Annotated in this window: 7 protein-coding genes; all 7 read left to right on the forward strand. The window is 65.5% G+C overall.

What is annotated here, in order from left to right; all coding sequences use genetic code 11:
• The first annotated feature begins 120 nt into the window (after positions 1 to 120).
• The 7 genes from PI87_RS07665 to pelG all read left to right on the forward strand — a co-directional run bounded on the left by PI87_RS07665 (position 121) and on the right by pelG (position 13,048).
• Positions 121 to 2,949 carry a bifunctional glycoside hydrolase 114/ polysaccharide deacetylase family protein gene (locus PI87_RS07665; RefSeq protein WP_052321444.1) on the forward strand — a complete coding sequence of 943 codons (2,829 nt, stop codon included), beginning with the start codon at positions 121 to 123 and terminating at the stop codon, positions 2,947 to 2,949.
• Positions 2,936 to 6,970, forward strand: coding sequence for a tetratricopeptide repeat protein (locus PI87_RS07670; RefSeq protein ID WP_039597109.1), 4,035 nt, complete (start codon positions 2,936 to 2,938; stop codon positions 6,968 to 6,970). The genes PI87_RS07665 and PI87_RS07670 overlap by 14 nt, the downstream gene beginning before the upstream one ends.
• Before the next feature lie 94 nt (positions 6,971 to 7,064).
• Complete coding sequence (locus PI87_RS07675) at positions 7,065 to 7,625, forward strand: transporter (protein WP_039597133.1); 561 nt, start codon at positions 7,065 to 7,067, stop codon at positions 7,623 to 7,625.
• On the forward strand, positions 7,625 to 9,079 hold the full coding sequence (locus tag PI87_RS07680) for a PelD GGDEF domain-containing protein (protein WP_039597110.1): 1,455 nt from the start codon (positions 7,625 to 7,627) through the stop codon (positions 9,077 to 9,079). Before PI87_RS07675 ends, PI87_RS07680 begins: the two co-directional genes overlap by 1 nt.
• Before the next feature lie 17 nt (positions 9,080 to 9,096).
• Positions 9,097 to 10,083: a tetratricopeptide repeat protein gene (locus PI87_RS07685; protein ID WP_039597111.1), complete on the forward strand. Its 987-nt coding sequence runs from the start codon at positions 9,097 to 9,099 to the stop codon at positions 10,081 to 10,083.
• Complete coding sequence (gene pelF, locus PI87_RS07690) at positions 10,080 to 11,678, forward strand: GT4 family glycosyltransferase PelF (protein WP_039597112.1); 1,599 nt, start codon at positions 10,080 to 10,082, stop codon at positions 11,676 to 11,678. Before PI87_RS07685 ends, pelF begins: the two co-directional genes overlap by 4 nt.
• On the forward strand, positions 11,678 to 13,048 hold the full coding sequence (gene pelG / locus PI87_RS07695; RefSeq protein WP_039597113.1) for an exopolysaccharide Pel transporter PelG: 1,371 nt from the start codon (positions 11,678 to 11,680) through the stop codon (positions 13,046 to 13,048). Before pelF ends, pelG begins: the two co-directional genes overlap by 1 nt.
• Positions 13,049 to 13,165 lie beyond the last annotated feature (117 nt).

A 13,165-nucleotide genomic window follows, 5' to 3' on the forward strand; every position in this document is an offset into this window, starting at 1 on the left:
TAGGAGTGGTAGGTCATGTGGGTTCTCAGCCGCATACAGCGGCGCACCGGGGGGAAACGGGGGAATACGGCAGGGACGGTCGGACGGTTGGCAGCGTGGTTTGCGGCAGCCATCGTGTCGATGCCTTGTGTGACGCTTGCACAACAGGCGCCTGCCACCACCGGGTCCGGTGCGTCAGGGGTGACACCTTCGGTCTCGGCCAGTGCGCCGAACATCGCGTGGTACTACGGTGACAAGCCGCCCGTGGCGCAGTTGCGCGCCTTCGACGCGGTCGTCATCGAGCCGGACCACGGCTTCGATCCATCACAGTTCAAGACCCCCAAGACCCAGTGGTACGCCTATGTGAGCGTGGGCGAGGTCACGCCCGAGCGTAGCTGGTACAAGGACTTGCCCAAGGCCTGGTTGTCCGGCCGCAACGCGGCATGGGCGTCGCGCGTGGTGGACCAGGCCCAGCCCGAATGGCCGGCCTTCTATGTCGATCACGTCATCAAGCCGCTGTGGGACAAGGGCTACCGCGGCTTCTTCCTCGATACGCTCGACTCGTACCAGCTGGTCGCCAAGGATGACGCCGCGCGTGAGGCGCAAGAGGCCGGCATGGTGCGCACGATTCGCGCGATCAAGGCGCGCTATCCGGATGCCAAGCTGATCTTCAATCGCGGGTTTGAGATCCTGCCGCAGGTGCATGACCAGGCGTATGCGGTGGCGTTTGAGTCGCTGTATCGCGGTTGGGACCAGGGCAGCAAGCAGTACAAGGAGGTCAGCGACGCAGACCGCGAATGGCTGATGGGCCAGGTGCGCAAGATTCGCGACGAGTACCACCTGCCCGTGATCGCCATCGACTATTGCCCGCCGGCCGACCGTGCCTGCGCGCGAGAGACGGCCAAGCGCATCAAGGCGCAAGGTCTGGTGCCGTACGTGACCGATCCGGATCTGTCGACCATTGGCGTGGGGCGCATCGAGGTGCTGCCGCGCAAGATCCTGATCCTGCAGGACCGAGATCCGCGCGCCACCATCGACACCAGCGAGGGCGTGCGCTTTGTGGCCACGCCGCTCAACTTTCTCGGTTACGACGTTGAATACGCCGACATCAACAAGCCGCTGCCCGCATCCGTATCGCCCGATCGCTATGCCGGCGTGGTGGTGTGGGTGAACACCAGCCCGGTCAAGCAGGTGGCAGCGCTGTCGTCGTGGGTGCGGCAGCGTATTCAGGATGGTGTGCACATCGCTTTCATGAACCAGTTCGGCTTGCCGGTGGACGGCAGCATGGCTGACATGTTCAAGCTGCAACTCGTGCGTGGGCGTGCCACCGGGCCGTTGTCGGTGGTGTCGCAAGACAAGATGATGGGCTTCGAGATGGCGCCGCAGCCGGAGCGTCGCGAGGCTCAGCCGATTCAGGTGGGCGAGCATGGGCAGTCGCTGCTGCGCCTGAAGTCGGGCAACTTCGAGTTTGATGCCGCCGCCATTACCGATTGGGGCGGCTATGTGCTGAATCCGTATGCGGTGTTCTCGATGGACACCGTCGAGCAGGCGCGCTGGGTGGTGCAGCCGATCGAATTTCTGCGGCGCGCGCTGGCGCTGCCCGACATGCCGATCCCTGACGTGACTTCCGAGAACGGCCGCCGCCTCATGCTGGTACACGTGGACGGTGACGGCTTCGCGTCGCGCGCCGAGTTTCCCGGTCCTGAGTACTCGGGCGAGGTGCTGCTGCAGGACGTGTGGGACAAGTACCGCATCCCCACCACGCTGTCGGTCATCGAAGGGGAGGTGGGCTCCACCGGCCTGTATCCCAAGCTGACGCCGCGCCTGGAGGCGGTTGCCCGCAAGATGTTTGCGCTGCCGTACGTCGAGCTGGGCACGCACACCTATTCGCACCCGTTTGACTGGAGTCGCACGGTGCCGGGCGATCGGGCCAAGGAAGGCCCGGGTGCTGACAAGGGCGGCGGCGACACGGCCTTCGCGCTCTCCATTCCCGGCTACAAGTTCAGCCTCGACCGCGAGATCTCGGGCTCCATCAACTACATCAACGAGCGTCTGGCACCGCCGGGCAAGCGCGTGAAGATTCTGCAATGGTCGGGTGACTGCCAGCCGCCCGAAATTGCTGTGCGCATGACCTGGGACGCAGGCGTGCTCAACATCAACGGTGGCGATACCACCATCACGCGCAGCTCGCCGTCGTGGACGGAGATCGCGCCGCTTGGCATCGACAAGGGTCCGGGTGCCTACCAGGTGTTTGCGCCCAACCAGAACGAAAACGTCTATACCAATGACTGGACGGGGCCTTTCTACGGTTTCGATCGCCTGATTGAAACGCTGCAGATGACCGACACGCCGTACCGCTTCAAGCCCATCAACATCTACTACCACATGTATTCGGGCACCAAGCTTGCGTCGCTCAAGGCCTTGAAGAAGGTCTACGACTACGCGCTGTCGCAGCCGGTGTTCCCGATCTATTCCACCGAGTACGTGGTCAAGGTGCTGGATTTCCGCAACATGGCCATCGCCCGCGATGTCGATGACGGCAACACCTGGGTCGTGCGCGGCGATGGCGACCTGCGCGAACTGCGCTGGATGGCGCCCGGCACGCCGCGCATGGCCGACGCACAGGGCGTGGTCGGCTATGACCAGGCGGCCGGCGGCATCTATATCCACCTCGATGATGGTGCTGCGCGTTTTACCGTCGCACCCGGGGCAGAATCGGCCAAGCCCGCGTACATTGCGGAAGCCGCTGCCTTCGTGCGCGATTTCGCACGAAACGGTAACGCGTTGAGTTTCGAGGCGGGTGGCTATTACAAGCCGTTCGTTCGTCTGGCCAACGCCGGCGCCTGCCGCGTGAAGGTCAACGGCAATCCCGCCCGCACCGCCCGCGCACAGGACAACACCGTGCGCGTCGACCTGACTGGAGCTGCTGCTCAAACCGTGACTTACCAACGTGTCGATGTGGTCTGCTGACCTGACTCCGCGTGAACGGCTACTGCCCGCCTGGCTGATCGGCACGCTTGGTGCGCTGATCGGGCTGGCGCTCGCCTTGATGTTCCCGCGCGAGCGTCTGGAGGCACGCCTGCTTGACGGGACCAACGCGGGCGGCAAGGTCGATGCGCTGTCGGTCGCCTACCTGGAAGCCTGGCTGCGCGTGCGCCCGAACGATGGGGAATTCCTCAGCGTGCTGGCCGCCCAGTACGTACGCACCGGCCGCCTGGAGGAAGCCGAAGCGATGGTCGCCCGCATGCGCGCGCTGCACGACAAGTCGCTCGACCGCGAAGCGCTGCTGCTCGATATCGCCATCCGCGAGCAGCGTGCCTATGCACTGCAACCGAATGATCCGCAGCGCGCCGCCATGCTGGTTGATCTGCGTGGTCTGCTCAAGCAAGCCCTGGGTTACCGCTGGACTGCGGCTGAGCTGGAGATGCTTGCGGCCAAATCCCGCGGTCTGGACCAGGGCGCGATGGCCATGCAGTTCTATCAGCGCTTGGCCAAGCAGGACGTGGCTCGCGCCGCGCAATGGCAGGCGCGCACGGCCGAGATTGCGCTGGGTGTGGGCGAATACCGTGCCGCCGCCGCCGCCAACTTTGCTGCGCTGGATGCCGCCAAGTCGATTGATGAGCAGCGCCGCTACTTCATCGCCGGCTTGAAGGCGCTGCAGGGCGGCAACCTGCTCGACGATGCCATGGCCGAGGCGCAACGCCGCGTCGGTCCGCTGATCGACGATACCGAAACGCTGCGCTTCCTCACGCGCCTGGCGCAGGCGTGCAACCGCCCCGATCTGGCAGACCAGTACGCACGCCGCCTGCTGCACCTGTCGTGGCGCCAGGCGAGCGAGGGCATCGCCCGGGCGGCAGGCGCCGCACGCCATGACTGGGCATTTGCCGGCCGGCCCGAGCCGCTGCCGAGTCCGTCCGACGTCGTGTTCATGGACGGCCCGGAAGGGCTGGCGCGTCGACAGCGCCATGCCGCGCGCATCCGCCACGTGGCGGACAAGGCCGACGATGCCGCATCGTCTTCGCAGCCGAAGGGCGCCCAGGCCATCGTGCGCGGCATTGCACCGTTCAATGCGGAGGACTACGATCTCGCATTCCAGGTTTTCATGGGCAGCGGCAACCTGAACGACGCCATGCGCGTGGCCGAGGCCGCCGTGCGCCAGCGCCCCGACCTGAAGATCTGGACCGAGCGTGCCGCCCAGGTGGCCGAGTGGAACCGCCAGCCGATGGTCGCGTTGAACTACTGGCTGTCGTACGCGCAATCCACCGGCGACGATGCCGCCTGGCAGCACGTGCTGCGCCTGGCGCCCGCACTCAACGAAGACCACGCCTATCTGGCCGGCCTGCGCTACCAAGCCAGCCGCCAGCCCGGCGACATGAAGCTGCTCGACCAGATCATTGCCGCGTATGAGCGGCTGGGCGAGCCGGTGGAAGGGCTGGCGTATCTGAACAGCATCGCGCGTGGCGCACACCGGCAGGCGGTGCTGGAGCGCTATGCCAATCTGGCCGAGCGCGCTGGCAAGGACGATCAGGCCTATGACACCTACGTGCGCTTGCAGACGGAATTCGGCCCCAATGCGCAATACGCGCTCAAGCTGGCGAACATGCTGTACGTGCGCGGGCAGTTCGAACAGGCGCTCGCTGCCATGCAGGCTGCTGCCAAGGCTGCCGCCCCCACAGACGATCTCTACTGGCGCACCTTCGCCCAGCTCGCCCGCCTGAATCAGCGCGACGATCTGGCGCGCGAGGCCTATCGCCAGTTGCTGATCGGCGGCAAGGCCGAGCCTGACGACCTGACGTCGATGATCGACTTCTACGACGCCAGCCCCATCGACGCCGGCCGCCTGTCTGAACTCGCCTTCCGCAAGGACGGCACGATGGTCCATCTGCAGCAGGCCATCTACTACTACACACGGGCGCGTGCCTTCCACCGCATCGAAGGGCTGCTGGCCTCGCTCACGCCGGAGCAGCGCAAGGCCGCCGAGCAATCCGCCGGCGTGCTGGGCGCGCGTGCCGAGTACCTCCGCCAGAGCGGCCAGTGGGATGCCGCCATGCGCGACCTGCGCCGTGCCGTCTCACTGCCCGATGCCGGCAGCGACGTGAAGGCCGCCTTCCTCTGGGGCCTGCTCGACTCAGGCCAGAATGCCGAACTCAAGCGCGCGCTGGCCCTGTGGCGCGGTGAGGCCGAGAACGATTCTGCCTACTGGGGCGCCTACGCTGCAGCCGGCCTGCAACTGTTCGACGCCAACCTCGCGCTGCGCTTCCTGGGCCGCCAGGGCAAATCGATGCAGACCGATCCGCTCTGGCTGCTGGCCTATGCCGATGCGCGCGAGATGGCCGGTCAGGCCGATGCTGCCTGGGCTTTGCGCCGCGAGGCGTGGTGGCTGTTGTGGCGTGCTGAAGACAAGACCGGGGGTGGCAAGGCCAAGGCACCTGCAGGTCGTCGTGTCGGCACGCGCGTGACGGTGGGCGACGATGATGCCGTGCCTCTGGAAGAAGATGCCCGTACCGAATTGCGCGCCCGACGCGTTTCGCTGGCGCAAACGTTCGGGTCGGGCGACCTGTCGCAGCGCCTGCTGATCGAGTTGCTGCGCGATGACCGTCGTGCCACGAAGCAGGCGCGCGAAGGTGGTCGCTCGGCCATGGACAAATCCGAGCTGGGCGATATCGATACACTGCCGCCCGAGCCGCCGGAAACCCTCGCCGACAAGCGCAAGCGGGCGCGCGTGAGCGATCAGCTGGTCTCCGCCGTGGCCAAGGAGGCCGCGCTGGGCTGGGCGCTGTCGCAGGAAGCGAATGATCTGGCGCGTGCGTGGCTGCTGCAGCAATACACGCGCCGCATGACGCGTCCGGCCTATGCTGAGATCTCCATCGCCCTGGCCGAGCGCGACCTGCAGACGCTCAACCGCCTGCTGGACGACACGCCTGACCGCATTCCGCTCTACAACCGCATCGACGCCAACGTGATGACGGACCGCCTGGGCGAGGCGCAGCGTCTGTCGTTTGAAGGCCTGACCACCGCGCCGGACGACGAGCAGCTCCACGAGCGCGTGCAGGAGACGCTGCTGACCAACGCACAGGCGCTGGAGCCGCGCGAGACGTGGTTCAAGCAGGCGCCGCTCACATACTTCGAGACCAGCGCCGCGGCCGGTATGCGCCTGACTGACCACTACAGCATGCTGGTGCGCGCCACCCAGCGGAACCAGCGCTCGACCGACGATACGCAGTTGACCGGCGTGCCCGCGCAGGACCGCAAGGTGGACTGGATCTCGCAGTACCAGACGCAGAACACGCAGTGGAAGGGCACCGTGGGCTGGCGTGAGGGGCTGGCGTCGTTCTATGCGTTCCGGCTGGATGGGCTGCTTGGGCAGGTCGGGCCGCTGGGCACCGAGCTGTCGATCGGCCGCAACCAACCCGCCAACGAGACGCCGCAATTGCGTATAGGCGGTGTGAAGGATCTGTTCTCGATCGGCAACAACTGGCGCCTGACGCAGAACGAATACGTGCGCGCCCGAGTGGAAGGTGACCGCTTCTACGGACAAGACCGCTCGTTCCTGGGCAGCGGCATGGTGTTCGACGGCGAGATCGGCCACCGCTTCCGCGTGGAATATCCTGACTACACCATTCGCGTGGTCGGCACGGTGGCGCGCTACAACGCATCGGGCACGGTCAGCCCCCTGATGGCGCGCCTGCTGCCAGGTGACGGTACGCCTGACGTTAACCAGATCATGCCGCGCTCGTTTTCTCAATTCGGCATGCTGTTCGGCTTCGGCACGGACTATCTGGATCGCTACACCCGTGCCTGGCGGCCGTTCATGGATGTCGGCATGCTGCACGACAATCGCGAAGGGTGGGGCGTGCAGGCACAGCTTGGGGTGGCGGGCAGCGTATTCGGCAACGACCATCTGGCGCTGTACATCGAACACCAATCGATCACGCGGTCGGGCACATCGCCGCTGACGGAAATCGGCCTGCGATACCGCTGGCTTTACTGACGTACAAGCGACGCACAAGCGACGAACACAAGACGAACAAGCAGAACGGGGAATGAACAGCATGAAGAACAACGGAAGCATCCAGGAGAAAGCGATGACACCCTTGCTCGACAAGATGAAGGCCGGCCGCCGCCGCTGGCTGGCCACCGCTGCGGGCGTTGGCATGGCGCTTGCGCTGTCCGCGTGTGCCGTGGTCGACAGCGGCCGCGCACCGGCAACCAGCGCGTCTGACGCATGGGTTGTGCTGCCCATCGTCAACTACACCGAAACGCCGCAGGCCGGGCTGCGTGCCGAGACCATCGCCACCAGCATTCTGAAGGCGCGCGGTTTTACCAACCTCAAGCAGTATCCGGCCAACCTGAACAGTGAGTCGCTGTTCGAGCCGGCCGAGCGCGAGGCCGTGGCCCGCGCATTGGATTGGGCGCGCGGTGAGAAGGCTCGCTATGCCCTGACCGGCGCCGTGGATGAGTGGCGCTACAAGGTGGGTGTGGATGGCGAGCCCGCCGTCGGCATCACGCTGCAGGTGATCGATGTGCAGAGCGGCAACGTGATCTGGAGCGCCGCCGGCAGCCGCACCGGCTGGAGCCGAGATGCCGTTTCCGCCGTGGCGCAGAAGCTGCTGCGCGAGTTGCTCTCGCCGCTGGGCCGAGGCTGATGAAAACCGAAGCGGCGCAGGGTACGCGGCAGAGCGCGCAGTCCGCCGCAGCCGAGGCGCGCGGGCGTGATCGTCGGCGCAATGCACAGGGCATCGGCGCATCGTCGTGGTACGGGCGGCTGATCGCGCCGGCCGTGTCGAGCCCCAGCGCGGTGCTGGAAACGCTGGGTGCCACGATTGCCGCCATCGGCATCGTCTGGCTGTTCGTGCCGGACAACCCGCTGCTGCTTGGCTACGGCTTCCCGTGGATCTGGCTGGTGCCGCTCATCCTGGCGCTGCGCTACGGCACGCTGCTGGGTGCGGCTGCCGCGCTGGTGGTGCTGGGCGCGTGGTGGACGTTCTATGGCCAGACGGCCGCGGCGGGTGCCTTCCCGCGTATGTACTTTCTGGGTGGGCTGATGTTCGTGCTGATCGGCGGGCAGTTCGGTGACATCTGGGGCGCGCGGCTCTCGCGTGCGCGCACCGTCAACGGCTATCTGAACGACCGGCTGGCTGCGCTCACCAAGAACCACTTCCTGCTGCGCCTTTCACACGAGCGGCTGGAGAACGACCTGCTGGCCAAGCCGACCACGCTGCGCGACACGCTTACGCAACTGCGCAACCTGGCACTGGCTGCGCGCGAGCACAGCGATGGCACCAACCAGCCCGACGTGGCGCAACTGCCAGGCGCCGTGCAGTTCCTGCAATGGACGGCGCAGGCCTGCCAGCTGGAAGTGGCCGCCATGGTGCGCGTGACTGGCAACCGGGTCGACACCAAACCGGTGGCCCGCGTCGGCACGCCGTTCGACATCGTTGCCGACGACCCGCTGATCCGCCATTGCATCGACACTCACACGCTTGGCCACCCGCAAGCGCCCGAGCTGCGCCATGAAGGCAGCTCGCGCTACGTGGCCTGTGCGCCCGTGCTGTCAGGTGCTGACGAACTGATCGGCATTGTGGTCGTGCAGCAGATGCCGTTCCTGTCGCTCTCATACGAGAACTTGCAGTTCCTGCTGGTGTTGCTCGGCTACTACGCCGATGGCGTGCGCCACCTCACCGTCAGCTCCGAGATTCTCGACCTCGTGCCCGATGCGCCCTACGACTTTGCGCTCGACCTCGGCCGCCTGGCACGCCTGCACCGTGATACCGGTATCGACTCGTCGGTGGTGGCGCTCATCTTTGATCAGGACGAGGCCAGCGATGCGCTGTTCGAGCAGGTCGTACGAAGCCGCCGTGCGCTGGACGTGGTCTGGCAGGCGCGCGGCCGCGCCCGCCGCGCCCTCATCACGTTGATGCCGCTCTCCGGTGCGGGTGCCGTGTCGGCCTACCTCGTGCGCATTGAAGACAGCCTGCGCGCGCAGTTTGGTGTCGATTTCGAGCAGTCGCACATCGCAGTGCAGACGCTGCACGTGACGGGCGAGCACCCGGGCGAGGCGCTGATGCGCTTCCTCGCGCGCTGCCACCTGGACGGCTGAAGCGAGGGCGCGCGACCATGTTCAAGCTCACGCTCAGCGGCATCTCGGCCCAGATTGCAGCCGTGGTAATGGTGCTGCATGCCGGCAACAGCCTGGCGCTGCTGCTGTCGTGCCTGCTGCTGCAGGGTACCGCCGCCGCGCTGATCGGACTGGCCGCCTGGCGCCTGTTGCCGCGCCGCTATCGCGTGCCGTTTGTCTGGACGTACGGCTACCTGGTTGCGCTGTGCTTCTTTGTGCCGGTGGCGGGTTGCCTGCTGGTGCTGGGCAGTCTGCTGCTCGGCAAGCTGTTCCCCAAGCCGGAAGACGACAAGGACATCGCCGATGTGGGCTTGCCGGTATTTGTCGCGCACCTGATCTCGCGCGTGACGCACGGTGGCGGGGCGCGGCTGCGTGCGCAGCTCAGCAACGAACGTGCGCCGGTGCAGAGCCGCATGACCGCACTGGTGGCCATGCAATCGATGCCCACGCGCACTGCCAGCCCGGTGTTGCGCGACCTGCTGGCTGACCCCGTGGACGACATCCGCCTGCTGGCGTACGGCATGCTCGACAACGCCGAGAAGGTGTTGATGCAGAAGATCCTGGCCGAGCTGCCGCGCCTGGAAGAAGCCACCACGCCCGAGGTCCGCTACGACATCAACAAGCGCCTGGCCGACCTGTACTGGGAGTTGATCTACCAAAACCTTGTGCAGGGCGACGTGTACCGCTATACCGCCGAGCAGGTCGAACGCTACGCCAGTGCCGCGCTGGCCATCCAGCCCGACAACGCCGCGCTGTGGTACATGCGCGGCCGGCTGGCCCTGTCGCGCCGTGAGCCCGACGTGGCCGAGTCGCACCTGCGCGAAGCCGAGCGGCTTGGCTTTCCGCGTGACCGCCTGCTGCCGCCGTTGGCCGAGGCCTGCTACCTGCGCGGTGACTACACCGGCGCACGGGCGGCCCTGGCGCAATTCTCCAACCGCTCGCCGCTGCCATTGCTGCGTCCGCTGCTGCGCTACTGGACATCATGAGCGACCAATTTCCACGCGCCCAGTCCGCCGACGTCGCGCTGCTGCTCGAAGGGACATTCCCCTACGTGAGCGGCGGGGTGTCGAGCTGGGTCAACCAGATGATCCGGGCGTTTCCGGACATCCGCTTTGCCGTCGTCTTCATCGGCAGCCGCCGGGAGGACTACGGCAAGCCCGTCTACGCCATCCCCGACAACGTGGTGCACGTGGAGTGTCACTACCTGTACGACTTTCCGGCGCCGCCCCTGGTGCAGGCCAGCGGCGGTGACGCGGCGGCCTTCGAGCGCTCGCGCAAGCTGCACGAAGCACTGCGCAACCCCGCGCACAAGGAAGAGACAGCCGACCTGATCCGCGCGTCCATCGCTGATCTGCGCGACGATGGCCCACTGGCGGAGGAGCAGTTCCTCTACAGCCACCGCGCGTGGGACATGATGACGGACTACTACCGGCGCTACTGCACCGACCCGTCATTCACGGACTACTTCTGGACCGTGCGCATCATGCACAAGCCGCTCTGGCAGCTCGTGCGCATTGCCGAGAACCTCATCCCGGTGAAGGTGTTCCACACCATCTCGACCGGCTATGCGGGCTTCCTGGGCGCGCTGCTGCGCTACAAGCGCGGGCGGCCGCTGCTGGTGTCAGAGCACGGCATCTACACCAAGGAACGCAAGATCGACCTGTTCCAGAGCCAGTGGATCCGCGACAACCGCAGCATCTTCGAGAAGGACATCGCGCAGATCAGCTACTTCCGTGACCTGTGGGTGCGCTTCTTCGAGACCATGGGCCGCGTCTGCTACGACGCCGCAGAAGAGATCACCGCGCTGTACGAGGGCAACCGGTTGCGGCAGGTGATCGATGGCGCGCCGGCTGAGAAGACGCGCAGCATCCCCAACGGCATCAACCTGCCGCGCCTGGCCGCGCTGCGCGACAAGCGTACGGCCCGCGTGCCGCGCGTGATGTGCCTGATCGGCCGGGTGGTGCCCATCAAGGACGTGAAGACCTTCATCCGCGCCATGCTGACCATCACGCGCGAGATGCCCGATGCGGAGGGCTGGATCGCCGGCCCGGAAGACGAAGACCCGGAGTACGCGCAGGAATGTCACAGCCTGGCCGAAAGCCTGGGCCTGGGTGACCGCATCAAGTTCCTCGGCTTCCAGAAGATCGATGACATCCTGCCCAAGGTGGGCGTGCTGGTGCTGAGCTCCATCAGCGAGGCGCTGCCGCTGGTGGTGTTGGAAGGGTTTGCCGCGGGCGTGCCTTCGGTCACCACCGATGTGGGGTCGTGCCGGCAGTTGCTGTTCGGCCTGGAGGGCGACGATGCCGCATTGGGTGCCGCCGGCGCCGTGGTGCGCATTGCCGACCCGGCCGCGCTTGCAGCCGAAGTGCTGACGCTCTTGAGCGACGAATCACGTTGGCATGCGGCACAGGCTGCCGGCATCGCCCGTGTGGAGCGCTACTACACGCAGGAGATGATGGTCGGCAGCTATCGCGAGCTGTATGACCGCCTGCGCGCGCTGCCGGACCTGAGCACCGAGTCCGCCGGCAAGGCTGCAGCAGCTGCCTGTCCGCATCACGCCCAACAGCAGGGAGCGCGCTGATGGCAGGCATCGGTTTTGAGCTGCGCAAGATGCTCAAGCGCGACAGCCTGCTCGGGCTGCTGCGCGCCTACACCTACGCCGGCATCATCAGCTCCGGGCCGTGGATTCTCTCCATCGTCGGGATTCTGCTGATCGGTATCCTGAGCCTGCCGTTCGTGATTCCCGGCTCGCTCATCACGCAGTTCCAGGTGTCGGTCACCTACCTGATTGCGGTCAGCCTGATATTGACCGGGCCGCTGCAGCTCGCCTTCACGCGTTTCACGTCTGACCGCCTGTTCGAGAAGCGCGACGACCTTGTCCTGCCCAACTACCACGCCGTGTCGCTCGTGATGACGCTGGTGGCGGGTGGCTTGGGGCTCATCGTCATCCTGTTTGCGTTTCCCCAGCAGTCGGCCATCTACCGAGTGCTGATGCTGGCCGGCTTCGTGGTCATGGCCAACATCTGGATCGCGGTGATCTTCCTGTCGGGCATGAAGCAGTACAAGGCGATCGTGTGGATCTTCCTGATCGGCTACACGCTCACGGTGCTGCTGGCGCTGCTGTTCAACCGGGTGGGGCTGGAGGGGCTGTTGCTGGGCTTCGTGCTGGGGCAGCTGTGTCTGCTGATCGGCATGGCAGGGCTTATCTACCGCAACTTCAGCGGACGGCGCTTCCTGTCGTTCGAGGTGTTCGACAAGCGGTTTGCGTATCCGTCGCTCATGCTGATCGGGCTGCTGTACAACCTCGGCATCTGGCTCGACAAGTTCATGTTCTGGTATGCGCCGGGCACAGGGCAACAGGTGATCGGGCCGCTGCATGCGTCGGTCATCTATGACATTCCGGTGTTCCTGGCGTACCTGGGGATCATCCCCGGCATGGCTGTGTTCCTGGTGCGCATCGAGACGGACTTTGTCGAGTACTACGACGCGTTCTACGACGCTGTGCGGGGCGGGGCGTCGCTGGAGCACATCGAAGACATGCGCAACACGATGGTGCAGACCATCCGCGCGGGCCTGTACGAGATTGTGAAGATTCAGGCCATGGCTGCGCTGGTGCTGTTTGCCGTGGGCGCTTCGGTGTTGCGGGTGTTGCATATTTCCGAGCTGTATCTGCCGCTGCTGTATGTCGACACCATTGCTGCGAGCTTGCAGGTGGTGTTTCTTGGCGTGCTGAATATCTTCTTCTACCTAGACCGGCGGCGTGTGGTGCTGGGGCTGACGGCGGCGTTTGTTGTGCTTAACGGCGTGCTGACGTGGATCACGTTGCAGCTGGGGCCGGCTTGGTATGGGTATGGGTTTGCCGTGTCGCTGTTGCTGGTGGTGATGGCGAGTCTGGTGATTCTGGATCGGAAGTTGGATCGGTTGGAGTACGAGACTTTTATGTTGCAGTAAGGTTGCGCTGCTGTTTATTTGGGCCTTGGTGGTCCATCCCTGTTTCGTACCCTGCCGGGCACGACTCACTTTTCTTTGTCTTGCCAAAGAAAGTAAGCAAAAGAAAGGCGCGCCCGA

The organism is Ralstonia sp. A12 (assembly GCF_000801955.1).
GTDB lineage: Bacteria > Pseudomonadota > Gammaproteobacteria > Burkholderiales > Burkholderiaceae > Ralstonia.

What these genes read in the sequence shown, in the direction of transcription:
- PI87_RS07665 (WP_052321444.1), top strand. Translation starts at nt 121, where the DNA reads ATGCCTTGTGTGACGCTTGCACAACAGGCGCCTGCCACCACCGGGTCC.
- PI87_RS07670 (WP_039597109.1), top strand. Translation starts at nt 2,936, where the DNA reads ATGTGGTCTGCTGACCTGACTCCGCGTGAACGGCTACTGCCCGCCTGG.
- PI87_RS07675 (WP_039597133.1), top strand. Translation starts at nt 7,065, where the DNA reads ATGACACCCTTGCTCGACAAGATGAAGGCCGGCCGCCGCCGCTGGCTG.
- PI87_RS07680 (WP_039597110.1), top strand. Translation starts at nt 7,625, where the DNA reads ATGAAAACCGAAGCGGCGCAGGGTACGCGGCAGAGCGCGCAGTCCGCC.
- PI87_RS07685 (WP_039597111.1), top strand. Translation starts at nt 9,097, where the DNA reads ATGTTCAAGCTCACGCTCAGCGGCATCTCGGCCCAGATTGCAGCCGTG.
- pelF (WP_039597112.1), top strand. Translation starts at nt 10,080, where the DNA reads ATGAGCGACCAATTTCCACGCGCCCAGTCCGCCGACGTCGCGCTGCTG.
- pelG (WP_039597113.1), top strand. Translation starts at nt 11,678, where the DNA reads ATGGCAGGCATCGGTTTTGAGCTGCGCAAGATGCTCAAGCGCGACAGC.